This is a genomic window from Rhizobium sullae (genome assembly GCF_900169785.1).
Taxonomy (GTDB): Bacteria; Pseudomonadota; Alphaproteobacteria; order Rhizobiales; family Rhizobiaceae; genus Rhizobium; species Rhizobium sullae.
The window spans coordinates 14,124-40,266 of record NZ_FWER01000020.1 but is presented as its reverse complement, the minus strand read 5'-3'; the positions used below and the strand labels follow the sequence as shown (position 1 = coordinate 40,266).

At 58.6% G+C, this 26,143-nt stretch carries 24 protein-coding genes and 2 pseudogenes; 10 read left to right on the top strand and 16 right to left on the bottom strand.

Annotation, left to right across the window (positions count from 1 at the left end):
- Positions 1-32: 32 nt before the first annotated feature.
- Positions 33-803 carry a FadR/GntR family transcriptional regulator gene (locus BN1800_RS19185; RefSeq protein WP_087000200.1) on the top strand — a complete coding sequence of 257 codons (771 nt, stop codon included), beginning with the start codon at positions 33-35 and terminating at the stop codon, positions 801-803.
- A gap of 139 nt (positions 804-942) precedes the next feature.
- Here BN1800_RS19185 and BN1800_RS19180 read toward each other — a convergent pair whose 3' ends face one another.
- The 11 genes from BN1800_RS19180 to BN1800_RS43450 all read right to left on the bottom strand — a co-directional run bounded on the left by BN1800_RS19180 (position 943) and on the right by BN1800_RS43450 (position 14,279).
- Positions 943-1,707, bottom strand: coding sequence for a DUF3313 domain-containing protein (locus BN1800_RS19180; RefSeq protein WP_244564556.1), 765 nt, complete (start codon positions 1,705-1,707; stop codon positions 943-945).
- A 132-nt stretch (positions 1,708-1,839) separates the two neighbouring features.
- Entirely contained in the window at positions 1,840-2,802 is a 963-nt protein-coding gene (locus BN1800_RS19175; protein ID WP_342210310.1) for a patatin-like phospholipase family protein, read from the bottom strand.
- Between the two features lie 973 nt (positions 2,803-3,775).
- A complete protein-coding gene (locus tag BN1800_RS19170) occupies positions 3,776-4,474 on the bottom strand; it encodes a methyltransferase family protein (RefSeq protein WP_244564555.1) in 699 nt (232 codons plus the stop codon).
- 703 nt (positions 4,475-5,177) lie between these two features.
- On the bottom strand, positions 5,178-6,551 hold the full coding sequence (locus BN1800_RS19165) for a sensor histidine kinase (protein WP_087000196.1): 1,374 nt from the start codon (positions 6,549-6,551) through the stop codon (positions 5,178-5,180).
- Positions 6,548-7,303, bottom strand: coding sequence for a response regulator (locus tag BN1800_RS19160; RefSeq protein WP_087000194.1), 756 nt, complete (start codon positions 7,301-7,303; stop codon positions 6,548-6,550). The genes BN1800_RS19165 and BN1800_RS19160 overlap by 4 nt, the downstream gene beginning before the upstream one ends.
- A 559-nt stretch (positions 7,304-7,862) precedes the next feature.
- Positions 7,863-8,237: a hypothetical protein gene (locus BN1800_RS19155; RefSeq protein WP_143534017.1), complete on the bottom strand. Its 375-nt coding sequence runs from the start codon at positions 8,235-8,237 to the stop codon at positions 7,863-7,865.
- The gene (locus tag BN1800_RS19150; RefSeq protein ID WP_087000192.1) at positions 8,237-11,314 is read right to left on the bottom strand and encodes an efflux RND transporter permease subunit; all 3,078 of its coding nucleotides are present in this window, start codon (positions 11,312-11,314) and stop codon (positions 8,237-8,239) included. Before BN1800_RS19150 ends, BN1800_RS19155 begins: the two co-directional genes overlap by 1 nt.
- Positions 11,311-12,411 carry an efflux RND transporter periplasmic adaptor subunit gene (locus BN1800_RS19145; protein ID WP_087000190.1) on the bottom strand — a complete coding sequence of 367 codons (1,101 nt, stop codon included), beginning with the start codon at positions 12,409-12,411 and terminating at the stop codon, positions 11,311-11,313. Before BN1800_RS19145 ends, BN1800_RS19150 begins: the two co-directional genes overlap by 4 nt.
- A 400-nt stretch (positions 12,412-12,811) precedes the next feature.
- Positions 12,812-13,678 (bottom strand): MipA/OmpV family protein, encoded by an 867-nt coding sequence (locus BN1800_RS19140; protein WP_179213827.1) that lies wholly within the window; start codon positions 13,676-13,678, stop codon positions 12,812-12,814.
- Between the two features lie 263 nt (positions 13,679-13,941).
- A complete protein-coding gene (locus tag BN1800_RS41450; protein ID WP_179213826.1) occupies positions 13,942-14,154 on the bottom strand; it encodes a hypothetical protein in 213 nt (70 codons plus the stop codon).
- Positions 14,151-14,279 carry a hypothetical protein gene (locus BN1800_RS43450; protein ID WP_280173962.1) on the bottom strand — a complete coding sequence of 43 codons (129 nt, stop codon included), beginning with the start codon at positions 14,277-14,279 and terminating at the stop codon, positions 14,151-14,153. Before BN1800_RS43450 ends, BN1800_RS41450 begins: the two co-directional genes overlap by 4 nt.
- Here BN1800_RS43450 and BN1800_RS19125 point away from each other — a divergent pair.
- The 9 genes and pseudogenes from BN1800_RS19125 to BN1800_RS19090 all read left to right on the top strand — a co-directional run bounded on the left by BN1800_RS19125 (position 14,272) and on the right by BN1800_RS19090 (position 20,404).
- Complete coding sequence (locus tag BN1800_RS19125) at positions 14,272-14,709, top strand: SLAC1 family transporter (RefSeq protein ID WP_087000185.1); 438 nt, start codon at positions 14,272-14,274, stop codon at positions 14,707-14,709. The two genes, BN1800_RS43450 and BN1800_RS19125, sit on opposite strands and share 8 nt — an antisense overlap.
- Before the next feature lie 198 nt (positions 14,710-14,907).
- Positions 14,908-15,073 (top strand): annotated as a pseudogene (locus BN1800_RS42510) (transcriptional regulator); the annotation flags it as partial.
- Positions 15,074-15,319: 246 nt separating this feature from the next.
- Entirely contained in the window at positions 15,320-16,117 is a 798-nt protein-coding gene (locus BN1800_RS19115; protein ID WP_087000276.1) for a DJ-1/PfpI family protein, read from the top strand.
- A gap of 15 nt (positions 16,118-16,132) precedes the next feature.
- On the top strand, positions 16,133-16,258 hold the full coding sequence (locus tag BN1800_RS43445) for a hypothetical protein (protein ID WP_280173961.1): 126 nt from the start codon (positions 16,133-16,135) through the stop codon (positions 16,256-16,258).
- A gap of 29 nt (positions 16,259-16,287) precedes the next feature.
- Positions 16,288-17,043, top strand: coding sequence for an alpha/beta hydrolase (locus BN1800_RS19110; RefSeq protein ID WP_425299043.1), 756 nt, complete (start codon positions 16,288-16,290; stop codon positions 17,041-17,043).
- 135 nt (positions 17,044-17,178) lie between these two features.
- Complete coding sequence (locus BN1800_RS19105) at positions 17,179-18,150, top strand: alpha/beta fold hydrolase (RefSeq protein WP_210191284.1); 972 nt, start codon at positions 17,179-17,181, stop codon at positions 18,148-18,150.
- A 146-nt stretch (positions 18,151-18,296) separates the two neighbouring features.
- The gene (locus BN1800_RS19100; RefSeq protein WP_087000181.1) at positions 18,297-18,605 is read left to right on the top strand and encodes a putative quinol monooxygenase; all 309 of its coding nucleotides are present in this window, start codon (positions 18,297-18,299) and stop codon (positions 18,603-18,605) included.
- A gap of 127 nt (positions 18,606-18,732) precedes the next feature.
- Complete coding sequence (locus tag BN1800_RS19095; protein WP_087000179.1) at positions 18,733-19,632, top strand: alpha/beta fold hydrolase; 900 nt, start codon at positions 18,733-18,735, stop codon at positions 19,630-19,632.
- Between the two features lie 196 nt (positions 19,633-19,828).
- Positions 19,829-20,404: a cupin domain-containing protein gene (locus BN1800_RS19090; protein ID WP_087000177.1), complete on the top strand. Its 576-nt coding sequence runs from the start codon at positions 19,829-19,831 to the stop codon at positions 20,402-20,404.
- 44 nt (positions 20,405-20,448) lie between these two features.
- Here BN1800_RS19090 and BN1800_RS19085 read toward each other — a convergent pair whose 3' ends face one another.
- From BN1800_RS19085 to BN1800_RS19065, 5 genes and pseudogenes are all read right to left on the bottom strand, one after another.
- Entirely contained in the window at positions 20,449-23,382 is a 2,934-nt protein-coding gene (locus BN1800_RS19085) for an ATP-binding protein (RefSeq protein ID WP_244564554.1), read from the bottom strand.
- A gap of 426 nt (positions 23,383-23,808) precedes the next feature.
- Positions 23,809-23,916, bottom strand: a pseudogene (locus tag BN1800_RS19080) (DUF736 family protein); the annotation flags it as partial.
- A 351-nt stretch (positions 23,917-24,267) separates the two neighbouring features.
- A complete protein-coding gene (locus BN1800_RS42505; protein ID WP_244564559.1) occupies positions 24,268-24,363 on the bottom strand; it encodes a copper chaperone PCu(A)C in 96 nt (31 codons plus the stop codon).
- Positions 24,360-24,707 (bottom strand): copper chaperone PCu(A)C, encoded by a 348-nt coding sequence (locus BN1800_RS43940; protein WP_425299042.1) that lies wholly within the window; start codon positions 24,705-24,707, stop codon positions 24,360-24,362. Before BN1800_RS43940 ends, BN1800_RS42505 begins: the two co-directional genes overlap by 4 nt.
- A 275-nt stretch (positions 24,708-24,982) precedes the next feature.
- Positions 24,983-25,978 carry a LacI family DNA-binding transcriptional regulator gene (locus BN1800_RS19065; protein WP_087000175.1) on the bottom strand — a complete coding sequence of 332 codons (996 nt, stop codon included), beginning with the start codon at positions 25,976-25,978 and terminating at the stop codon, positions 24,983-24,985.
- Positions 25,979-26,143 lie beyond the last annotated feature (165 nt).

Below are 26,143 nucleotides of genomic sequence, written 5' to 3'. Positions count from 1 at the left end.
CCGTCTTAAGGGTGGCGCCGCAAGGAGGTATCATGGGGGCAGCCGTACCAGCGCTTCGGCTTCAGGGGCAACAGCGGCTTTATCAGATCGTTGCACGCCGTATTGCGCGCATGATCGAGGCAAACGCCAAGAACCCGGACTGGCGCATGCCTTCAGAGCGTGAGCTTGCTGAACAACTCGAAGTGAGCCGCCCGGTCGTGCGCGAGGCGGTCATTGCTCTGGAGATGCGCGGTCTCGTCGAGGTCAAGGGCAGGGCCGGCATCGTCGTCCTGCCGGTCCGCGGCAACCAGGTCAATTTCGACAAGATCAGCGCGGATGCCGGCCCCGGCCCGTTCGAGCTTCTGGAAGCCCGGCTTGCAGTTGAGGCGAGTGCCGCCGCCATGGCGGCCGAACGCGCCACGAACTACGACATTGCCGTGCTCGAAGACTGTATCGGTCAGATGGAGCATGAAACCGATGTCACCTTGAATAACGAAAAGGGCGACCGCGATTTCCATATGACGATCGCCCGAATGACCGGAAATGCCATCATCGTTTCAATCGTCGAGGCGCTTTGGGTTCAGCGCGACGAGTCGCTGATGTGGAAAAAACTGCATGAGCATATCCATGCGCCAAGCGTGCGCCCGCTCTGGATCGGCGATCACCATGCAATCCTGACAGCGCTGCGCCTTCGCAATCCTGACGCCGCCTACAAGGCCATGGCCCGCCATATCCGCAACGTCAGCAACGAGTTGATGGAAGCGGACGAACGAGGGCGGTTTGCGCCCGAGGTCGTGCAGGCAGACGACTTGAAACGCCGTTAGCCGTTTCAGGATAAGCATTCTCGATCATGTGTGCGGAAGCGTTCTCGTACATTGACTCCAACCTTGATGATCCGACCGAGTCGAGCGCCAGTGCGACGCGGTCCTCGGCGACTTGAAACATTTGCTCGTCGGTTCCTTTCTATTGGCCCTGGGCCGGACGCTGTTTGTCGGTCCAGGACGGTGGCATCCCGACCTGAGAGGCCGCGAAGTCCACCAGACCGGGCGACCGGCCAAATTTCTCGCAAGCAGGGTATTTCGGCTTTCCACCAAGACCGGACTTGATTCTCTGTCCAGACGGAATTTTTGGGAGGCCCTTGAAGGGCGTCTTGCCGGTGACGAGCATCTTGGAAAAATCACTGCCGAAGCTCGCCGCAAGCGAATAGGCGTCCCCAATCTGTGAAACGCGCGCACTGGTGGTCACGAAGTTCGCTCCCCTTGCCCATACCATCGCACCCACTTGCTTGCCTTCCCTTGTGGTTGCCTCGGCCTCCACGGAAAGACCTCCAAGCCCCATGGGCAGCCTCGGGACGGGCACCGGAGCGACGAAGTTGGCTCCGAGCGACGTTGCAGTCGAGAGGGCGGCCACCGTGGCGTTGGTCGGCACGATGCGGGTGATGGTTGCGTTAACGACCAGATCCGCATCCTCTTTCCGCTCCACAACCGCGAAACGATCGCTGACGCCAACGCAGAGGGCGCGGCTGATTACATTCGCGACTAAGGCTTGATCCGAAGATTTCTTGATGGATAGTGCAGCACCGCCTGAAACCTTCGTTGGCTCAATGTAAATCGTTTTGGTTGATACAAGATCGGTTGAAGCGACCCGATAATTTGCCTTGGTCAATCGCCCGTTGTTCGATGTCAAACTGTCGTAGGATGTCAGCGAATTTGCCCGTTCGAGTGGCACAGCGGCGCACCCACCAAGCGACAAAGCAAGGAGAGCGGGCGCAATCAGTCGATGACACGGCTGGATGCCTGCCAAGCCAAGTCGGGGGTGTAACATTTCGTTCTCCTGTTGGATGAGGGAAAGTCGGTGCGGCTATCGCCACTGTGCTGTCTGTGTGGCTGTGAGCGTGTCGGTGAACGAAGGCCTGTCTTTCCACAGGCTGTCGCTTGCCATTTTTGCGTATCCGAGGTTGTAGACCGCACGCATGTAATTGGTGTTGAATGGATCGGCCATGCTGTAGGCGACCTGCGTATCGATCGAGGCCACACGGAACCGAATGCCGTTCTTTTGGGCATAGACGTAAGTGGCCACCAGTGCGCTTCGTGTCTGTGCCTTGATGAGGGAGGAATTCGCCCTGGCCATGACCGTAAACGTGTTGTTCGTGGTGGTTGAAAATTCAGACATCAGCGCGTTATTGATGATAATGTACATGTTTAGCTTCACGCCCTTGGGCCATTCGACCCTGTCCGAATTGGCCATCCATCCCTCCGGAATCGTCAGGATTTGGGAGGCCGACCCCCCGTCGGAGTGCATTTCCTCGAACGACTGATCGCCTGATTTTGCTTTGATGAGCACCGCTGGATAAAGGCCGGGGATGCTTGCCGAGGCGATGATAATGTCTTGGAAAAGTTGTAGCGCGTCGGGCCGGCCGCTGTCGGCGATGGCGCCCATGTTCCAGATCACCGCTCTTTGGGAGTCGAGGTTCGAGGTCAAAACAAGCAGGCGCCGTCCCTTGCGATGCTCTGCGGCGATTTTCGCCAATACGTCCAGCGTCAGGTACCGTTCGACCATCGTTCGAAGCGGCTTCTGCTTTAGGAGGCTTGCGCCCAACAAACCCTGAGGCAGGAAATCTGCATCGAACAACTCTTTGGCAACGCCGCTTGTGTACAGGTCGACGAGGATGTTGTCATAGGCCGAGCCAAGAAAGGCGTAAGGCGCAATCAGCGCACCCGTGCTGACGCCGCTGACGATGTCAAATTCGGGCCGCTGTCCCCTATCCGACCAGGCCTTCAGCGCCCCGACGCTAAACGCGCCTCCGGCGCCGCCGCCCGACAAAACGAGGTAGTTGATTTCCTTGTGCCTCGGGATGGGTAGCCACGCATGCGCCTCGGGCAGATTCCGGCTCGTATCCGCATAGATACGGATATCGCCAAACCCCTCGATATTGGCGGTCGCGGCAGCCTTCGGCCCATAGGAAATACGGTCCGGCGCCATGCAGCCAGCAAGGAAAGCCAGCATGAGGATGGCAATTAGACGATGCACGTCTATCGCCTTGCGCCGGGCGACTGTTCGCAGGAGACATCGAAGTCTCTACCTGCCACACAGCAGACATCCGCGAGTTCTGTTTGCGCGCTCCATAGTCTTATGGTGAAATTTGGCAGCATAATGTAGCTTTTGAAATTCATTGTAATCTACTTTCTGGATCGTATCTGCTGAATTCAGGTTCGTCGTTGCTATGGATTTTTATTACTAAGAGTTGTTGCTCGTCCGCGACCGACATCCCATTGCCGAAGAGCAGCCGCCTCATGTGTTGCCACGGTCAGTTCGCTATGCCTGTGGCGCAATAAGCCTGTACTCCGCTAAATGTGCCGGGAGCACATTTACCCGGAAGATCGCAGGCAGGCCTCACACGCCCCTGCACGTTTTCTGCCCATGAACCGCATCGATGGTCGGATGGCGGTTTCAACCATCGCCGCCTCGATCTCCTGTCGTTTGACGGTGGCGTTGCATGGGCGGATGGCCAAGCCTCCCGATCTCGCGCGGTCTACATAAAAGTCGTCTTGAAGATTAATGGTTGAACTGACCGGACTTGGGCTGAGTCCGGCCAGTTTACCTCGGACCAATTGGGGCCAATTCGTCCGAGATAGACGACGGCAAGGAGTTTGCCTTGCGAAGATCGTGAATGCCCCTAGTAGGTTCGCGACACCGGGTCGCTATCGAACCCTAAGTCAGCTGGAATACCGGTCCTTAGATCGATCCCTTTCGATTAAACTCAGTTGCCATACCTTCGGGTTCGCCAGCGCCTTTTTCAGAAAGGCAGATGAACAAGAACTGGCAGGACTCCATTGCTTTGTCCGGCTTCGATGAGCTCAAAGACCGGCCACGGAATAAGGAAAATACAACCATCTCGTAGCGTCCTGAGAAAGATTCGGGGTTTTATTTCCAATTCGTTCGTGTCGCGCCAGAGGGATGGCTTGGGAAGCAGCCTTGGTGTTGAAGCCAAATAATCTTGAAAGACTGTCCCAAAACGTTCCCGCAGGAATTTCTCTTCCTGGGCGACGGTTGCCGCAAAGACGACGAAGGCTGTCGCGACGAAAATTAGCATCGCCAAGATACTGCCCGTTTGCGCCCCGATACCAGCGATCCCCACCAGACTGAAGAAGTAGAGTGGATTGCGCGTTACAGAATATGGTCCGTCCATGACCAAGGTGGCACTTTTCCTTCCGCCCACGTACAGTGTCGACCACATACGTCCAAAGATTGCTACAAATGTTGCGACGAGACCTGTCGAAGCCAAAATCGTGTGAGCCAAGCCATCGCTCGGCCAAGACGACTGACTGATACAAACACCCCAAAAATACAAGAATGCGAGACTTCGAAGGATGTTGATGCGGGTGAGTTGGACAGTGGAAAGCGAAACATTGTTCACCGGTCTGTCTGCCTCAAAAGTTAGCCGCCCTCTAGCCGTGCTCGCAGCTTCTGGTGCCGAGTCGTAGCGGTCGTCCATCTCGCTAAACCACCACTGGATCCCGATCCAGGTACCGACGAGGTATGGACCAAGAGCCACATTGCAAAACAAGGTCAGCGACGCCTGATGCTCTCATTTCGATCGCTGGGAGAAGAACATAGGGCGGCAGGACAGGAAGAGACCTCCCCATAAGCGAGGCGAGGAAGGCGCTACTGAGGTCAATTGTTACCAGAAGCCTGTCAACCGCTTGGCTTGGATGTAGAACACACATATGGCTCGCTCCTGAGGGCTGAAGTTTCGCTTACCCAGATAGGCGGAAGACGTGTTTCTGTGTTTTAAGACATGTTAAGTTATGCTGCGGTGACCAAAGGGAATGACCAATACGAAACCTCTTTGATGTTGACGCTCCAGATTCCCAAAAGGCGACCAATATGAATCGATGACGCAAACAGGAGGTTTGCGATGGGGTTCAGCGGTTTCTTACCGGAAAACTTTGATGGGGACAGGCTGCGTCTTCTGGCCCGACAAGCAAAAGATGCCAGGCAAGCCGTCGCTGTTGAACGCCGCTCAGCGCACGGCCTTAGCGCAAGCCTTTAAGCCCGGCCTAACGCCCTATCTCGATGGTGTCGGTACACTGGCGTCTATGTGATCTGGCCCAATGGATGTGGGAGGAATTTTGCGATCGAACCGCTCATAGGGTCGACTACCTCTCCTTGGCGAAAGCCTTTCGATCGAGTGCTTCTCATTTGGCAGCCGACGCCATGCTGCTTTGGTGTTGAACAACCTGAGCCGGCGGCAATTGTATCGTCACTCGCAGACCATGCGGCAATAAATCCTCAAGTAACAGCGAGCCACCGTGACCTTTTACGATTTCATCCGCAATCGAAAGCCCCAGTCCAAAACCGCTGTTGGAATTTAGTGACCGGGCCTCGTCAACCTTGAAGAAGGGCTCCAGGACTTTGCCGTGGAGCCCTTCTTCAAGGCCGGGGCCGTTGTCGCTCACAATGATGACCGCTCCACCTTGCGGACTATTACGCAATTCGACAGCTACCTTCGTGCCGAACCTTACCGCGTTCTCCGCGATATTGGTGATAGCGCGTATGAGAGCCTTTTGTTGACACAAATATCCAAACCGCTCAGGTCCGCGGTAAATTACGTTATGCCCGAGATCACAAAATTCCGACGCGATGGTCCGCAGAAGGCTTGAAATATCAACTTTTCGAAGCGGTTCGACTGTAGCAGTGCTACTTAAATACTGAAGGCTTTCCTCAATCATAGTGGTAAGGTTGTCAATATCCGCCAGCATCGCTTCCCTTGACGTGGGGTCCTTCGAGCGCTCCACGCGCATTCGCAGTCGTGTCAGGGGCGTCCTTAGATCGTGGCTCACAGCCGTCAGCATCCGTGTGCGATCATCGACCATTTTACGAATACGGCGACGCATGTTGTTGAGCGCCATCGCAAGCGTGCGAAGTTCCTTGGCGCCTTCGGCGGTGAACTGTTCTCCTTCGTTGCCGTCGAGGCGCAGTCTCTTTGCCGCGTCGGCAAAGCGAACGAGAGGCGACGTGATCATGCGACTTATGTAGAGCACCAGGAGCAGCATCGGCAGCATCAGGATGTTGGCTTTGGCGATGAACTCGACGACTGCGCTGAAGGATGAGGGGGAAACATCGGCACCGGTGAACCCGATGACGAGAGCACGCAGCGCGTCAAGGCGCACCGCAAGTGTACTGTGTCCCTCGCCATCCGAAGTGTTTTCAAGAACTACCGCTTCAAAATCGGCAGGCAGGACGTCCTGAAGCTCATCCGAGATGAGATGGTCATCCGTTTGACGCGCCCCTTCGCTACTGACATCGCTCCATGGCAGAATCTTCAATTCGAGACCGCTGGAGGCGCTTGCCCTCACCAGATTCTCGACTTCGGCGTCATTTCTGGCGCCCCTGACTTGATTCACGAGCAGCTCGATTTGAGCACCTTTGACCATAAGCATTTTTTCATTTTGGAAAATGAACGGCTCAGGTAGAATCGCAATAATACAGATAACCATCAACGGAACAGGAATAGATGCGAACACCATGAATTGTGTTCGTATGGACGCCTTGCGGAAGCGATCAATCATGGTGCTATCGCAACCTCCGGAGTGAAGATATACCCGCCCAGGCGCACAGTTTTGATGAATGTCGGATCCTTGTAATTCGGTTCGATTTTCTGCCGGACACGACTGACGTGTACATCAATGCTGCGTTCAACAGGTCCCGCAGAGCCTGCGTGGGTGAGGGCAAGTATTTCCTGGCGGTTCATTACCTTTCGAGGATTCTGGCAAAACACCAGCAGCACATCAAACTCCGCCGTCGTGAGCGACACATGAAAACCGTCACGGTCAGTCAATTCTCGGGTGACCGGATCAATCCGCCAGCCCGCAAACGTCATCGGTTCCTGCTTTGGCTTGACTTGTACTGAATACGACGATCGGCGCAGAAGTGCCTTTATTCTCGCCAAAAGTTCCCTGGATTTAAACGGTTTTGTGACATAGTCGTCGGCACCCAATTCCAATCCGACGACCCTGTCGATCTCTTTCGTTCGCGCGGTTAGCATGAGGATGGGTATTGTATCAAACGACCTGATTCTCCTGCATATGCTGAAACCGTCCTCACCTGGCAGCATTCCATCCAGGACGATAAGGTGGAAGTCCTTCTTTTTTAATACGCGGTCCATTTCAATCGCCGATCCGACTGCCTCGGCGGCGTAACCTGCCTCCGTCATCAGGTCGATCAGCATGCTCGCGATATCCCGATCGTCCTCGACGACGAGGATTCGGGATGAAGCTTGAGTAGGAACGTTGTACACGATGTTATTCATAGGCTTGACCATTTGTGTCGGGATCCGATTATTAGTTAGCCCGTTTCACAGTATGGTTGTCAGCAACAATTGTGTTTAATTTTGTTGCTGCGGTTCCACCACAGACTCCTTCGAACAAACACCCGCTGCGTTTAAACCGGCGTTTACCCGTCCACATCTGCCGCGAATGTGCTTCGCGAAAGCTCATCGGAACTGCGCTCAGCGGTTGGAGAACAAGCCATTGCCTAATGTGATCAGTGCGTCGGCAAAGACGCCGACGCTGCGCGTCCATCATTTCCGAAGTGCGTTGGCACATGCGTAGTTGCGCAAAATGGAAGGCGCCTTTCCAAAGTTGAAGCCGCCCGCGTAGCAAACCTATTCACCGATAGTCATGGAGAGCGGCTACTCGCTCACGAATACGGTCCGGTTGATCGTACTGATGCTGGAGCGGTTCATCGCTGTGGATGGCAGTTCTGCCAAAGCAAGACGGGGATCCTGTCGGCACACTTCAGCCATTCGCCCCACGGTTTGATAGGGTGGCGACTACCAACTGTGACATGGGCTGTTCCATCTTAACCGCAAAATCTAAAATTTACCGCTTCAACACCCAGACGGTCCTGCCGTTCTGAGAAGCCGCAATGCCGGTTTTGGTTCGCGTTAATTGAAGGCATCTTTCGTCCCCTCCAGGCTGTGGCCTTATGCAAATCCCCTCCGGAACAGCCCTCCACATCGGGTTTATGCTCACCGCGCTGTCGCTGATTGTTCCGCCGCCATCTGGGCGAAACACAAGTATGTTCGAAACCCTTCGTTTGACGATGTACATCTCCCAGGGTTTGCCGTCGGCTATGACGCCAGCGAGATTTTCTTCGGCTTGGACGGGTTCATTGGAAAAAACCACCGCGATAACGATCAGCGCTATGGAAAATCGGTAAGGAGAGCGGTGGTTAGGCAAGCGTACTGAGGACATTACGTGCTCCTTTGCGAGGGGACAACCGGTTCAAGACGGAACATCCGCTTTAAAAGCAGCAGGAAGTCGTCAACGAAGGTGAATATGACGGGGATAACGACGAGGCTGAGGACGGTGGAAGTCATCAGGCCGCCGATGACGACGATTGCCATCGGTTGACGGAAGCTTGCATCGCCGCCGCTGAGGCTCAAAGCCACTGGAAGCATGCCGCCCCCCATGGCGATCGTCGTCATGACGATCGGGCGGGCGCGCTTGTGGCAGGCGTCGACCAGGGCGTCGAACCGCGAGAGGCCGGCGCGACGCGACATGATCGCGTATTCGACCAGCAGGATCGAATTCTTCGTCACCACGCCCATCAGCATGAGCAGGCCGATCAGCACGGGCATGGAGAAGCTGATGCCGGTCAGCACCAGCGGCAGCAGCGCGCCGCCAAGCGAAAGCGGAAGCGCCATGAGGATCGTCAGCGGCTGGAGGAAGTCGTGGAAGAGTAGAACCATAACGGCGTAGATGCAGAAGACGCCGATCGCCATGGCGATGGCGAAATTGTTGAAAAGCTCGGAGCTGCGCTCCAGTTCGCCCTGCTCGACGAGCTTGACGCCGTCGGGAAGTCTCTGGAGGGCAGGCAGCGCCCGCACCTCGCTATAGACCTCGCCAAGGATGCGGCCGTTGAGCTCGACCGTCAGCGTGACGTTTCGCGAACGGTCGATGCGGCTGATCTCCGACGGGCTGCCGCCGATACGGATCTCGGCCACCGAGCCGAGATCGACGCTACCCCTGGCGCCGGCAACGCGGAGATTTGCGATGTCGTCGAGCGTCGTCCGGTCGCCGGGATCGAGCCGGACGCGGATGGGAAGCTGGCGCTGCGGCAGGTTGAGCTTGGCGAGCGAGGAGGAATAGTCTCCGCTCGTGGCCACGCGAACCGCCTCGGAAATCGCTTCTGCCGTGACACCGAGGGCCGCGACGCTGTCGAGGTCCGGGACGATCTGGACTTCCGGGGCCTGCAGGGAGGCGCTGGAGGTCACCGCGCCGATGCCCTGAAGGCTGCGCAGCTGTTCTTCGAGTGCGCCCGCCGCCTGGTCGAGCGCATCGGAATCGTCGCTGGCGAGCGTGACTTCCAGTGTCGTACCGCTGCCGCCAGTGCCCACCTCGATCCTGACACCCGGGAGAATGGCGAGCGCCTGTCGGATGTCGTTCTCGATCTCGGCCTGCTTGCGGCTGCGTTCGCCGATCTTCTTCAGGTCGACGACGAGCGAGGTGGTCGCCGTATCCATGGTTGTGGCGGAATGGGTCAGGTCATCCGACGAGGCGCTTCCGACGGCGGAGAACACGCGCGTGACGTCCGGCAGGCGGGAAACGATATCTGCCGCCCGCCGCGTCATCGCGTCCGTTTGTTCGATCGAGCTGCCGGGCTGCAGCGTCAGAGTGACCTGCGTCTGCGAATCGTCCGAAGGCGGCAGGAAACCGGAGCTGAGCATGGTAATCGTCGAGAGCGAGAGCCCGAGGAATATGCAGACGCCGAGGATGGTCAGTTCACGATAGCGCAGGCAGGTTTTGACGAAGGCCATGTAGGCGCGCATGATATGGCCGTCCCTTACCTCGATGGGATGCGACTTCATCATGTGGGCGGCCATCATCGGCGTCAGCAGGCGCGCGACGACCAGTGAGGCGAGAACCGCCACGGCTGCCGTCAAGCCGAACTGACGGAAGATCAGGCCGGGAATACCGCTCATGAAGGCGGTCGGCAGAAAGACCGCGACGAGCGTCAAGGTCGTTGCGATGACGGCAAGGCCGATTTCATCGGCTGCCTCCAGCGCAGCCTCCTTCGGCGGTTTCCCCATTTGCAGGTGGCGCGCGATGTTCTCGATCTCGACGATCGCATCGTCGATGAGGATGCCGACCACGAGGGAAAGCGCAAGCAGCGTCACCATATTGAGGCTGAAATCCGCCAGATACATCACGAGAAAAGTCGGGATGACCGAGAGCGGCAGCGCCACCGCCGAAAGCAAGGTCGCCCGCCAGTCGCGCAGGAAGAGCCAAACCACCACGACCGCCAGGAGTGCACCCTCATAGAGCATGTGCATGGAGCCGTCGTAGTTTTCGATAATCGGCCCGACCGTGCTGTAGGCCTGGACGATCTCGACATCGGGGTTGGCCGCGGCAAAGTCCTGCATGGCCGCTTCGATGGCGGCCGCGACGCCGGTATCAGAAAAGCCGTTGGATCGTTTTACCTCGACAGCGATCACGGGTTCGCCATCGAGATAGGCGATCGACGACCTGTCGGCAAAGCTGTCCGTTACTGTGCCGATCTCGTCCAGCCGCACCAGCTCGCCGCTCGGAAGCGGGATTTCGAGCGCCTTCAGTTCCTCTATCGAGGAAACCGCGCCGAGCGTGCGAATCGCCTGCTTGCCGCCGCCGATCTCGGCTCGACCGCCCGAGGCGTCTGACTGCACGGATTTGAGCTGAGAGGAAACGGTCGCGGCGCTGAGACCGAGCGCGCTCATGAGCTGCGGGTTGAGGTCGATATGCACTTCACGCTCGATGCCGCCGATCCGGCTGACCTCGCCGACGCCGGATACGGCGAGCAGGGCCTTCGTCATGTCGTTGTCGACGAACCACGAGAGTTCCGTCTCGTTGAGTCGGGCGGAGCGCACCGCATAGGTGAGGAGGGTGGAGCCCTGCACCGTCACCTTCGTTACGCCTGGCGTCTGCATCTTGGAAGGGAGGTCTCCGCTCGCGCTGTCGACGGCATTGCGCACTTCGTTCAACGCTTCCTCGCTGTTCTTTCCCAGCTGGAACGAGACATTGATGGAGACCGACCCGTCCGTGACCGTCGTCGTGATGTGGTCGAGAAGGCCCAGCGAGGCGAGCCTATCTTCGATCTTGCGCGCGACTTCTGTTTCGAGCTGGGCCGGCGCGGCACCTTCGAGCGTGGCGCTGACCTGAATGGTCGGCAGGTCCATGTCGGGAAAATTCTGCACCGCGAGCCGGTTGAAGGCGATGAGGCCGCCGACAGTAAGCAGGATGAACAGGAGTATGGCAGGAACCGGATTGCGGATTGACCAGGCGGAAAAGTTCATCGCGATTCTCCCTCTTCTAGCTCGACGAGCGCGTCTCCCGTCACCCGGACGAAGGCCTTGTCCGAAAGGAAAGCGCTGCCCGTCATCACGACCTCGGTCGAGCGGTCGAGGCCCGAGAGGATTTCCACTTCGCTGCCATTGCGGCGGCCGGTTTCCACACGAACGCGTGACGCGCGCTTGTCTGCATCCACGGTGAAGACGTAAGCGATGCCGTCACGCAGGACGAGCGCCGTCTCGGGTACGGTGAGCGCCGCCGTGGTCTCAAGCTCGATCTGGCCGGTGACGTAAATGCCGATGGGCGGGTGCGCCTCCGCCGGCAGCGCCACATAGGCGAGCGCCCGTCCGGTATCGGTGCTGACCGTTGGTCCGACAAGCCGAACGATTCCTTTGACGCGTCGGTCACCAGGACCTACGATCGTGGCGGTCAAGCCTTCCTTGATGCGAGGCAAATAGCGTGCAGACACTTCCGCCTGCCATTCGACGCGCTGCTCGCGAATGAGGCGGAACAACTCCGTGCCGGAGGAGACCACGGCGCCGAGCTGGGCCGAGCGGGATGTGATCAGCCCGTCGTCGGCGGCCAGGACAGTCGTCTGGGCAAGCTTGATCTTCTGGCTTTCCAGCAAGGCTTCGGCGGATTCGACACCCGCGATCGCCGTCTGCTCGGCGATCAGGTATTCGTTGATCTTCTCGTCCGAAAGAGCGCCGCTTCCCTGCATCTTGCGTGCCCGGCCGGCATTCGCCCTGGCCTTGGCGAGGTCTGCCCTGGCACTTGCCAGCGCGGCCCCCTCCTTACGCAGTTCTGCGCGTACAGCCTCGTCGGCAAGCCGGACGAGGGCCTGCCCCTTCGAGACAACCGATCCGACATCGACAAGGACATCGGTCACACGAAGGCCGCCGATTTCCGCGGCGACGACCGCTTCGTGCCAGGGCTTCAGCCAGCCGCTGGTCGGTACCGTCTCGGGCCATCGGCGTTCTGCAGGCCTTGCCACGGCGACGGTAAGCGCTGCTGCCTCGTTCTGTTGCGCGAGCACAGGCTCTAACGCGGAAACAAGGTTCACGCTTAAGAAAAGAGCAATAAGAAGGGGCTTCGCTCGCATCAGAGCTGGTTTCCTTTTGGTTTTTTCTGGAGAATTCCAGGAGTGGCGGCGCGCTCGCGCTCCAGCCGCCACCGAGTGCTTTGCAGAGGGCGATCCAGTAGCGCAGGGAGTCGCGACGGATTCCTGCGCCGAACGCCGGGCGTACTCGCGGTCGAGGAGGCTCGCGCCCCGCCTTCCAGTTCGGATCGACGGCGTTGAAATAGGCGCGGTAGTTGTGCACCGCGACCGTAGCGTCGCCGATGCGCCGTCGCGTGCTGTCGATCCGCACGAGCACGGTCTCGACCGCATCGAGCACGCCTGGTTCGTAGGCGGCTACCGCCACATCGTAGGTTGACGCTGCGTTTCGCACTGCTGCGCGTCGTGTGCCGCCGTTGAAGAGCGCGAGGCGAAGGACCAAGCCCTAGAATTTGTAACCGACGATCAGCATCGCAGATGGTTGTACGTCGTTCTGAACGATCGGGCTGCCCTTCGCGTCGCCGGTCAGAAAACCGACACCTGCCTGGCCACGGATAACCCAGTGCTCCGTCGCCATGTATGTTACCGACGCCTCGATATCGAAACGCTTCAATCCCGCGCTTGCCTCATATTGCCGCAATCCCGATCTTGCAGACTGCGCAGCGGTTACCCCAAAATAACTCTCCATATGATTGTCATCGGCAAATGTCGCGGAAGCGCCTGCGGAAAGGATGAAACGATCATAGTGATGCGAGACATTTGCTCCGACCTGACCGACCTGACCGTCGCTGCCCCCAATTGTCTTGTCGACAGAAGCATAGAATTCCAGTGGTCCCATTTCATACGCGAGCTGGGCTCCGACGACAGCGCCGGCGTCGATGTCACCCAGACCCTTCAGGTGATCGGAATCATCCTCATCGCGCCCGCCCGCCAAGTCGTAACCGCCCTTCACCGACAACCTAAATCCGTTGGACTTCAGCACATCGACTTCCAGCCCGCCCGGATCGATCGTGACGCGATCACCGAAGGTCGCGGAGACCATAGGAATGGGGACCAGTTCGAACTCGTCCGATCCTTCGAATTTCGGTGCATATGCGACTCCGGCGCCGACCATAACGTTCCAGTCGGAAAGCTTCTGGCGTATGCCGCCAAACCGCCCCTTGTCGAAGTTCGCTGTCGCGGGGATAGCGGCCTCTTCGCCCTCATAAGGGTCGGCAGCGCGTGCCTGGGTTAGGGGGCAAGCAACAACTGCGAGCCCCGCAGCGATGGCAGCACGCCGCGGACGGCTTAAAAAGGACTTGGTCAATGACATTCGAATTGGCTCCAGGGATCCGATAGAGAGTTTTTACGTGTACAAGTGTGAAAGCCCGACGCGCCGGCCTCTCGCGGGTCGCACTGTCCCAGACGACGTCGTTAACTTGGGTTTTGTGATGTTAAGAAATGTTATCCCGGTCGATGCCGCTAACCCGCGGGCCTAGGTGGCGGTGGCTGCGCGCCCCCGCAACCACGATGCCGTTCGCTCTGGAACGCCTCCCTACGCCGCTTTGCGAGCGCCGTTTCGGTCAAAAACCATGCTCATTCTCCCGCGCTCGAAGGCGCGACCGGTGCGAAGGCTTGCGTGTTCTTCTGCACGAACTCCCGAACGCTCATCGGAGGTATACCGGTCAGCCCCTCGACATCTTCACTGAACCGATCGTACCGGTTGTCCCGGTGGAGCCGCGCCATCGTCACGACGTGCGAGATAACATGAGATGGCATCCCGAAGGCGGCGAGTTGCTCCTTCATCATTTCGGGGGAACGTCAACATATGTGATCGTGCGGCCAGCTTCGTCGCCGGCACGGTCGGCGGCGCGCTCGGCTTCGCGGATCTTGGTCAGTTCTTCTTCGGCATGATTCTTCGGTTGGCTGGCCATCGAATCTGTCCTGCTGCATCGGCTGTTCACCGCACCGAATACGGCGAGCGCCTTAAGGCCGACGCTCGGCATCCAGTTGGCGCCGCCGGTGGTTGGGGGCAGTCGCGCTAATCGCATGGCGCCGCAGGCGCCATTCCTGTTGGCGCACAGCATGATCGGGTACGGCGTCCTTCAGGCCCTGATCCTGCTGAGGCTGCTGCCGTGGATCCGCAAGGAACCCACCTCCCCGTCCTATTGGGCGTTCACCTTCGGCGCGACGGCGCTCGCCATCGCACCGATCCGCCTCGTTCTCCTGGGCGACGAAGGCGTCATCCGCTTTCTCGCCCCGGTCCTATTCGGGATCGCGAACCTGGTCGTGATCATCGTGTCGGTCGGTACGATCTACCGTCTCCTTGAAGGGCGCCTCCTACCGCGCCCCGCTGCTCAGTAGAGCGGCTGAATCTATGCTCACGCGTACGGCCCGGGTGCGATTGATCTGGGATAGAAGGTCGCGAGCCAGCGCTGCTTGGGCTTGGCGAAGGCGAAGCATGTCGATGTTATCTCTTCCCCGGAGCAAATTGGGCGATACAAATCCTCGGATAATAGATGTCATACTCCGAGCCTACGCATCTTGCCCGAACACACCGTGCTGAGCGCGCGCGGCATCGTGCGTCTAGCGGAACTGCGCGCGAAGGGGGTGACGGCGGGCACCATGAGCCGTATGGAGCGGGATGGCGAGGTGCTACCACAGCCTCGCGGAGGCAGCGAAACGCGTGCCCAAGGGTGTGGTCTGCCTCGTCTCGGCCCTCGCGTTCCGTTAGCTACCAACTGTGCGGTCGTGCCGCCAATATCCCCATTTTATAGATTTCGTCCGTAGATGTCCTCTTCTGGCGATCGCGCCACATTGAGCGGTGCGCGCCCGGTGCCATCGAACGACTTTACCGGATCAAGGACCGTAAAAGCACCTTACCGGATTTAACCGCACCTAACCCCGTCGAGAGCAGGAAAAGTATAAGAATTACTCCATCGCTGCACTCGTAATGCAAGGCACGGAGGAAGTCATGAGTAAGGGAAAAGTCGTGGTTCTTGGGTCCAACGCGACCCGGATCGAGACAAAAGGCGGCTATTGGGGTGTCACCGGCCAATATCTCAATGAGACGGTCGTGCCGGCGATGGCCCTGATCGAAGCCGGCTATGAGGTGGTGCTCGCGACGCCGGACGGGGCACCGCCGACGATAGACCGGGCGTCGGACGCAGCCGCACATTTCGGCGGAGACGAGGCGGCTTATGCCCGCGCGAAGGACTACTACGCAAACGACCCGTCGATGAAGGCGCGCACCCTGCGCTCGGTACTCGATGAAGGACTGGACAGCTATGTCGGCCTGCACATTCCCGGCGGCCAGGCGCCGATCGTCGACCTGATGCAGGACCAGGAGATCGGCGAGATCCTGCGCCACTTCCATGAGCATTCTAAGCCCACCGCGATGCTATGCCACGGCCCGATCTCTGCCGTTGCGGCAATGCCCTATGCGCGCGAGTTCCGCGCGGCGCTGATCGCCGGCGATCCCGAGAAGGCGAAGGAATGGGCCAAGGGCTGGCAATATGCCGGCTACAAGATGACGGTCTTCTCGGCGACCGAGGAGAAGGTCATCGAGGACACCATCCTGCACGCCAAGATCTATTTCGACATGCCGTTTGCGCTAAACCTTGCGGGCGGCATCGTGAGCACCACGCCCGTCGACTTCGAACCCTATGTGATCGAGGATCGCGAATTGATCACCGGGCAGAATCCTCGTTCGGATCATCCGATTGCCGCGGCCCTGATCGCTGCATTGGACCGGAAGCGCGCTGCAGCCTGACACGGCAGTGGCGCCGTGGCCGCTCCGAAGCTTCCCGATGGCGACGGCTATCTCGCCGCGCTCATCAACTACCGCTTCATGGCCAGTGGCGTGTGGAGCACCGACGAGACAGTCGAAAAGCTCCTCGCCGCGGCCGGCTAGGCGCAGTTCAGAGATTGATGGAGACACTGATGAAACGGTCAATTTGGAGGTTACTCGCTGCCATGATTGCTCTTGCTCCGGTCGCCTCAGCCGCCGCGGAGAAGCCAGTCTCGATCGTGCTTGTGCATGGAGCGTTCGTCGACGCCTCCGGTTGGCAGTCTGTCTACAACATGCTCTCGGCCGACGGCTATGAAGTCCTGGTCGTCCAAAATCCGACGATCACCTTGGATGGCGATGTTGCGGCGACCAGGAAGGTCATCGCCAGTGCCACGCATCCAGTGGTGCTTGTCGGCCATTCCTATGGCGGGGCCGTAATCACCGAGGCGGGTGGCGACGCGAAGGTCAGAAGCCTTGTCTACATCGCCGCCTTCGCACCGGAGGCCGAAGAATCGGTAATCGATCTGGCAACTGCACCACACCCCGGCGAAGAGGGGGCTCCGCTGCTCCCGCCAGAAGACGGTTTCATCCTCGTCGATCCCGCGAAGTTTCCCGCCGCTTTCGCCGCCGACGTCGATATCTCGACGACGCGGTTTATGGCTGCAGCTCAGGTGCCTTGGGGGCTCGGGGCCGTTCAGACCAAGATAACCAGCCCAGCCTGGAAGCAGAAGCCGAGCTATTTCATGGTGACCGCGCTGGATCGCATGGTTCCACCTAGCGGACAGCGCTCCATGGCCGCGAGGGCTGGCGCGAAGGTTATCGAAATCCAGAGCAGCCATGCGGTGATGCTGTCGCATCCCAAGGATGTCGTCGACTTCATCACTAGCGCTGCGGCCGGGACAAAATAGCTATGGCACCCGGACTACTGCCGCCGTGCCGCGACGAGTGGAGCAAGACGGTCGTCTTGGAGCAGTGCGAGGAGATTTCCTTCCAAATATTGGAATCGGCCTCGCGCTCAGCCTCAACAAATTATGGAGATGACAATGAGACTGATCCTTTCCGTGATGCTGGCAACCGTCAGCTTTGCTCCCTTTTCCGAAGTCGCAGCAGCTCCTGCCAAGCAGGTTGCGATCACCCAGCAGGTGCCGGTGACCGTGCACTATCGTTCGGCCAAGATCGATGGCGTCGACATGTTCTATCGTGAAGCCGGCCCGGCCGACGGCCCAGTCGTCCTGCTTCTGCACGGCTTCCCAACATCCTCGCACATGTTCCGCAACCTCATTCCGCTGCTGGCAGATCGCTATCGCGTCATCGCACCCGACTATCCGGGCTTCGGTCAGAGCGATGCGCCCGATCACACCAAGTTCGCCTACACCTTCGGCCACTACGCAGACATGGTCGACACGCTGATGACTGAGCTCGGCGCCAAGAAATATGCCATGTATGTCATGGATTACGGCGCACCGGTCGGCTACCGTCTGGCTCTCAAGCACCCGGAACGAGTGAGCGGGTTGATCGTCCAGAACGGCAATGCCTATGAAGAAGGCCTGCGCGAGTTCTGGGATCCGATCAAGGCCTACTGGGCCGACGACTCCACGGAAAAGCGCGAGGCCCTGTCCAACCTCGTGGTCCTCGAAACCACCAAGTTCCAGTACACGGACGGCGTCAAGGACCTCACCCGCATCAGCCCCGACAACTGGGTTCACGATCAGGCCCTGCTCGACCGGCCGGGCAACAAGGATATCCAGCTCGATCTCTTCCACAATTACGGCACGAATGTTCCGCTCTATCCGCAGTTCCAGGCCTTCTTCCGCGAACGCAAGCCGCCGACGCTGATCGTCTGGGGCAAGAATGACAAGATCTTCCCCGAGGAAGGGGCGCATCCTTACCTGCGCGATCTTCCGGACGCTGAATTCCATATCCTCGATACCGGCCATTTCGCTCTGGAGGACAAACTCGATGAGATGGCGCCGCTGATTCGCGATTTCCTCGATCGAAAAGTCGCAAGGCGTTAATCGAGAGTCATTAGCCACGCCCTGGCGGTCATTTCAGGCGGACACTGCAACACTTCCGCTCGCTTTGGACGCTGGCCAACCGGGGGCTTGGGTATCAGCTGCCGTAGCCTTGATTGGCTTATGTCGGAGATTGAAAGGCTTCGTCCATGTCATCGCACGTTAAGATCACCGCAATCCTCACCTCTCGTCCAGACAAGGCCGAGAAGCTGCAGGCACTGCTTCTCGGAATGGCGTCGGATTGCCGAGCAGAGCCGGGCAATCTGCGATGGGATATTTGGCAGGACCAGTCTCGTCCCGACCGGTACGTTCTCGATGAACTGTATGTGGATGGCGCAGCCGTCGCAGCACATCGTGAGACCCACCACTATAAGAACTATCTCGCGCAGATCGGGGATCTTGCAGACCGCACGGCGTTGGTGCTGAGTCCGATCGAGGTCGGGCATGCGCGCGTTTAGCACCATATTTGCGAGATCGGGACGCGCCTTCCAGAGGCGTAACACGGCAAATGCATGCTTAATCTCACGCTCGATCTCCGATACCTGAGAATGGGAATGCTAGCCGCTATGCCATGGGGAACAAGCGATGAACTGGCACCGGGTGCGATATAAGAAGGTCAATCTCGGTGAGGTGGAGATGTTCTATCGCGAGGCAGGTGCTGAAGCAGCGCCTGTTCTGCTGCTGCTTCACGGCTTCCCGACGTCAAGCCACATGTACCGCGATCTCATTCCCCAACTCGCGGACAGACACAGGGTGATAGCGCCGGACCTTCCAGGGTTTGGGTCAACAAAGGCGCCAGCGCGTGGTGCATACGCCTACACGTTCGGCAATCTCTATAAGGCTGTTTTGGCGTTGGTGGACACGCTGAAGCTTGAACGGTTCGGACTGATGGTCTTTGACTATGGCGCGCCCGTCGGTTTTCGTTTAGCCGCGGCATATCCGAACCGAATTTCCGCCATCATCACGCAAAACGGCAATGTCTACGAGGCGGGATTAAGGGAGGCCACCATACAGCCCATGCGGGCCTATTGGGAAAATCCCAGCCCAGCGAATCGCGACGCGCTGCGTTCGTTCCTCACTATAGACGCCACACGTTTTCAGTACACGCACGGCGTGCCCGAGGAAAAACTCGAACTCGTGAGCCCGGATGCGATCGCGCACGATCAGGCCATTCTCGACCGCGATCCGGAAGTGCAACTCGACCTTTTCTGGGACTCCAAGTCCAACATCGCGTTGTATCCACGCTGGCAAGAATATCTGCGCGCGACAAGGCCACCCGTTCTGGCTGTGTGGGGAAATGGCGATCCCTTCTTCGCCCCGGCTGGCGCATATGCCTTCCGCAAGGATGTTCCTGACACAGAGATCCATCTCTTCGATACAGGGCACTTCGCCCTGGAGACGGACGGGCCGGCAATCGCAGCGGTGATCAGGGATTTTCTAGATCGCAAGTGGCGCCAGGAATTTGAGCATGAGCCGCGCACGTGAGGGACGATCAATGCATCAGTGGGGACCGAAAGATAAGAAGTTGAAGCTCTGCGAAGAGCTCTTTCATGATCCGTTCAATGTTTTTGGCAAGGAAAAGGCAACCGCCGATACTATCGCCTGTGTCGTATCGAGACTCTAGAAATACTGGACCTCTCTTCGCTACTATGTCGCACTACAGTCCTCAAGGAGCATATCCATGTCCTATCCTGCAATTCACCGCGTCGTCACCGGACATGATGTCGATGGCAAGTCTATCGTCGCGATCAACGGCCCGCTGCCAACAGTCGTCGAATTGAATGCTATTCCCGGGATGATCTTCCATGAGGTTTGGGAGACGCACGGCACGCCGGCGCAAGTGGACAATGGTGCCGATCCGACCACCGGTGCGCTGATGCACCAGCCGCCGAAGCACGGCACCCGCATCCGCTTCGTCGACATGCCGCCAGACGCCGAATACCTTGCCGATGGCACATTGCAGATGAAGGAGCTGTTCAACGAGGTCAATGATCCCGGCGGCTTGACTGTAAAGGCAGATTCGCCGCACCCGATGATGCACCGGAGCGAGGCGGTTGACTATGGCATCGTTGTCGAGGGCGAGATGACGCTGATGCTCGACGATTCCGAAGTGCTGCTCAAGCCCTACAGCGTCGTAATCCAGCGCGGCACCAACCACGCTTGGGCGAACCGCTCTGGCAAACCGTGCCGCATGTTGTTCATTCAAATAGACGGACAATATGAGCCGTCGATTGCTGCGGCGCTTGCGCGTCGATAAGCCGGCGCCGATGCTCTGCTCTTGCGCGGGCTGGGGGAAATTTTTTAGCAAGGAATCGAAGGCAGGCCGCTCCGAGGTCGGATTACGACCGCGCCCTTAAGAGCGGCCTTGGTGTCTCCGGAGAGCGATGCGAGCAGGTCAGCGGCGACAGCAAGATCGTGTGTCTCGAACCCCTCGATGAATTCGCTGAATATCGGCAACAGCATCTTGTAGGCATCGTCGGCCCTTGACCCAGCGCGCCAGAGTCGTGCGAGGTCGTTGGCTGCACGCAATCGCCACGACAACGCACCTATTTCCTGCGCAAGCGCCATCGACTTGATGAGTTGCACCTCTGCCCTGACCGCCTGGCCTTGAGCAAGCAGAATGGAAGCGTCGACTCGCAAGACCTCGGGCAGGCACCACAGGTCATTTTTTGCATCTGCTCGGTCAAGCGCGGCTCGGATCGTGGTTTCGGCGTCGTCAAGACGGCCTTGCTCGGCCTGGAAGTCCGCCAGGACGCCCAGGTAGAACGGCAATCGCGCCAAATGCTTCGTTCGGTGGAAATCCGCAATGGCTCGCTCGAGCTCGTCAACTCCCTGGGCCTCGGCGTCGCCTTGCGCGCACGCTAGCGCCGCACGATAGAACATCGCGACTGGACGCCGGACGTCGAATCCGTGCCGTCTCGCCTGGTCGTCGAGCATGGTAACATAACGACCACACTCCTCATAACGTCCAGTCCAATAGAATACCGGGCAAACCCACGAAAGGGCATTGCCCAGTGAAAGGTGATGCTTGGTCTTCAATGCGTATTCGACGGTCGCCCGCGCGGTGTTCAAAGCGGTGTCTGGTGAACCCGTCAACCACTGTACGTGCGACAACACATTCGTCACATCGACGATCCTATCGGAGAGGTATCGCACGTGCCGCCGCAGGCGCTGGGAGTCGTTGATGTCTTCCAGATTGAGTTCGTGACGGCGTTCGAAGCGTTGCCGGACGTCGTGGAGCTGACCGATGAAGAGTTCGCCGATACCGAGGGCCACTTCGGCCTCCAACACGGCGGAAGGGACCTCCGCGGCTGCAACCGAGGCGAAGGTCTCAAGCGTGCGGACCGCAGCGTCATTCTCACCACTGAATAGTTCAAACACTCCGATCAACCGAAGGCAGCGAACACGGCAATCGGTGTCGCCAATCTGAACGGCGATGTCCAACGCCCGTTGCATGGCGTCTCTCGCCTGAGGCATGAGGCCCTGCGTGAACATGGTAGCGCCACCAAGCCACACCTGAAGCTGCATCTCAAACACGCTGCCGGCGAGTCCCGCCGGGCCAAGTTCTTCAATCGCCTGCGAAACATGAACGCGGCATTCTTCGGTGAGCGACAGATGGTTCCAGAGCAGGAGTCCAGCGACGGTCAGCCGGATGCGCAGAGACCGGTTTACCGTATCCTGAGCTGCCCACGCTAACGCACCACGCAAATCGTCGAGTACACGCCCATAGGCGGCTTCCCATTCACGGGCAGGGCGCTCAGCCCATTCGGCCGTGGCCCGCTCGAGCACCGTGCACACATGCTCCGCGTGGCGTTGGCGAATTATCTGATCCTCGCCGCTGACCCGCAGTCGTTCGAGACAATAAGCTCGCGTTGTTTCAAGGAGACGATAAGCGACGCCGTCGGTGTCGACATCAAAGGCAAGCAAAGACTTCGCCGCAAGCTGTGCCACGGCGTCCGCCGTTTCGGCGGAAGCGACGTTCGACACTGCCGAAGCGCCTTCGATATCGAAAAGACCTGCGAAAACGGATACAGCGCGTAGCAGCGCGGTCTCGCTTTCCGTCAGCAGGCCGTAGCTCCAGTCGAGCGTTTCAATCAGGGCGCGATGCCGCTCCGGGCCCGCCCGCCGCCCGACAAGAAGGCGGAATCGATCATCGAGTTGCTTCAACAGACCGCCGACTCCGAATGCATCGATGCGTGTCGCGGCAAGTTCTATTGCAAGCGCCAGACCATCAAGTCTCCGGCATATCTCGGCAGCGGCCGGCGCATCGACGTCATGCAGCTCAAACAGTTCGAAGCTGTCGGTTGCTCGGTCCACAAAAAGCTCAATGGCAGGGAATGACAGTGCTTCGGCGGCGCTCAGCCGAGACGAGCGCGGCGGCGCGCCGAGTCCCGATAGCCTTCGCACGCGTTCCCCTTTCACTCGAAGCGGTTCTCGGCTGGTGGCGAGGATCCTCACGCCGGAAACTTCAGCTAGGATGCGGTCTGCGCAGGACGCCGCAGCGTCAATGATGTGTTCGCAACTGTCGAGCACGAGCAACACCTCGCGATCGCGCAAGGATTCACACAGGCTGGCAAGGGCGTCTGCAGAATGGACTGCCAGGCCGAGTGCCGTCGCTATGGCGTTGGGCGTTAGGGCCGGGTCCTTCAGAAGCGTCAGATCAACAAGCCAGACGCCATCCTTAAACGCCTTAAGTTCGTGCTCGGCGACAGCGAGCGCTACAGTCGTCTTTCCGATACCGCCGGGGCCAACGACCGATACCAGGCGGGTTTCTTCCAGATCCCGTCGAATAGTCTCGATCGTATCTGCTCTTCCAAAGATCGTCGACGTCGCAATCGGCAAATTGTGATTGCGTGGTGTTGGCGAACGAAAGGGCTCCGCAAGGCCCGATGATCCATGTCTCTGGACTGGAGAAGTGAACTGATATCCGCGCCCAGTCACGGTTGCGATATATTTCGCGGCGCCGGGTCCGTCCCCAAGCGTTCGCCGCAACGCCGCCATGTTGACCTTGAGGTTACCTTCGTCAACGATGATGTTTGGCCAAGCGCGAGCCATTAACTCGCGTTTGCTTACAAGTTCGCCAGGCCGCTCAACTAGTGCCGTCAGGATGTCCAGCGCGCGGCCTCCTATCCGAACGGGCGCCTCGCCTTGCAAGAGCAGTTGGCGCTCGGGGATCAGCATGAACGGCCCGAAGGAGTAGGACCGCGAAGGCCGCTCGGCGAGGTCGCTTGTCATAGTTCCTTTCCTTCGAAAATTCCCTCTTGGTACGAATGAAAATTTAAATAGCACTTCGGTGAACGGTCATGCAGGGGGCAAACCAACATCTCGCCACATCTGGAGCTATACGGCTCATAAGGCCATTCGCGTTCCCCCTCTGAGTATCGATGCGATAAACCCGGTCGATCGACTAAGCGAGGCCACGGAGTACGCTACCAATAGGATGGCCCGGCGAAGAAGTATTCCTAAGTTCTTGATGAAATGAAGCCAGAATTTTCCGCGTTTTGGTAGAGATGAATTCGTATCAAAAGCGATCCAACTACAATAGTCGCCCTACGGCGTTTTGACTAGATTTCTGATGGAGCAGGCGCATGGCTTTATTGTCTGTCGTGGCTCGAGGAATCCCCGTACTGGCAAGCTGAAGGCCCCGGCCTTGCGCGGGCCTCAGTCGCCGCGCCGCCCGTTGGGGCGGGACCAGATCAGCGAGAAGCCTTCGCCGTCCTCGTCGTCGTCGAGGTTGGCGTAGATCGGGGCGTTGAAGCTCGGATCGTCGGCCGAAGCTGTCGAGCAAGTTGGAGTTCCTCTCTTGGCGGCAATCCGTTCAAACGCTTCAACACGCCGCAGGGACGTTTGGATAAATCTGGAGCCAGGCCTTATAAGCAAATTCATGGTCGAAATAATGATCGAGACGCCCCACTCCTAAATCTCGGCAGTATCATGCGGCCAGCTTTGGGATAGCATACTCGACCAATCGCAGGAATCGGGTGTTGCGAGCCCTCGCAGCCACGCTGAAAATCGTCAACTTACGACGGTGCGCGAAGCGACACGAACATGCACGAAGGCTGAGTCATCGTCGGCTTCGTGAAAGATGGGATCATCGGAAACAGCCGGCCCGACCTGAAACTAGACTTCAACAGCACCCGCCTTTTCAAAAGTGAGCGCTGCTTTGACCATTTCACCTTCCTTGAATGGCTGGACATGATAACCGCCGGGCTTCAGTTCGACGGTGGCGTTTGCCGGAACGGCGATACCGTCTTCAACTCACGCATTACCATGATGCCGTGGTCAGTCTTCATCTCGCGAAGCTGGACGCCAGCGGCCCCATCCGTTTTCACACTCACCAGACGTCGACTGGAGTGAATTGGATTAAAATAGTCCTCTTTTAGAATTAAAGCGTTGGCGAGATTCTTCTGGAGGAGATCGCCACGGCGACAGCCCGCAAGATCGCAACTGTCTTCGGGGTCCTGGCCGTTCTGGCCGCAGGGACCGTCTATGCCCACGTCACGAAGACGATGACGGTCAAGGATGACCGCGGCGTCGAGGTCAAGGTTCCGGTTCACCACGCGGATTGCCGCGATTTCCTAATTTGCCGACGACGTCGCGCTTGCGCTCGGCATCAAGCCCGTGGCCAGCACCTACATGGTGGCCGACCGTCCGCCGGAGTTCCTGCTCGGTCTCACCAAGGAAATGATGCAGATCAGACAGCGCGCGAAGCCGAACCTCGAGCTTCTCTCGGAAGCGCCGGTTCACATTGGTTCAAGGCGGCTCTTTAGACGCCCTTCGATCTTGGTCAGAAGTGCCGCGCGCAGGGTGCTTCTTGGACGATCCTTGGGACACTTCATGCCGATGACCTCGGGACAAGTCGCCCCTGCATGACAACCATCTCGGCGTCGCGCATGCCCGTTATCATTGCGACCATGGCGTTGATCATCTCGTCAGTGGGCTGTTCGTAGCTGGTCAGTTCGTAGGCCGGAGCCCCGCCGAGTTCGATATTGTCGAAGCCGACGACTGCCAAGTTTTGTGGAACCCCAAGCCCGAATTCGCTCCGGGCGACATCCATCGCTCCCAGCGCCAGAATGTCATTTTCACACATCAAGACGTCGATGCGCGATGCGGGCGACGTAGCGCTCAAATATGCGCGTGCCGCTTCGGCCCCGGCCTGCGCGCTATATCTTTCCGCAGCCAATTCTGTGACGCCTTCGATGCCTTTCCGTCGCCAGAAATTTGCGTAGTGATGCCGTCTGCCCAACGCCGTCGACAGGGTTCGCGCTCCCGTCATAAAGCCGGGACGGCGATATCCTTTGTCGAACAGGTAGTCGACGATTTCGCTCAGAGCGAGTTCGGCATTGCAGGCGATTGCGGGAACGCCGGGGATTTGGCTGTCTCTCGCCAGGACGAACATCGGCGGGAAACCTGGGCCAAGCCGTCGATCGCCCAGCGTTTCCTCGCGAAAGGCGGTGCCGAACAGGATCACGGCGTCGAATTGTCGTTGGTCGGCATTGATCAATGCGTGAACGTGATCGAAATGGCGGTTGATGTTGATCAATACGGTCAATAGACCCTCCGCCTGTAGGCGCTCGGTCAACCTCTCCAGAACCGGAAGCTTGTGCGGGTTGGCGAAGTCGTCGACGAAGACGGCGACCTGATGGGTGGTGTTGGTTGCAAGGCTGCGGGCAAGCAAGTTGGGCGAATAATTCAGGGCCTCGGCCGCCTGAAGAACCTTTTGCCGGCTGGCGTCCGTAATGGATGCACCAGGCGTGAACGCACGGATGACGGTCCATTTCGACACGCCGGCGGCTTCCGCCACCTCTTTCGCCGTCGCCCGTTTGCGCATGACCCGTCTCCTCCTGATTGGAATGAATATTCCACAAAAAAATAAAAATGGAATGGATGCTTGATTTTTGTCGACAGTAAAGTAGTTTTATCGAGCTTGCTACCGGGTGCAAAGGAAGTTGCAACCGGTAGCATTGGGAGGTCTGCGTAGAGCGGACTGTTTTTG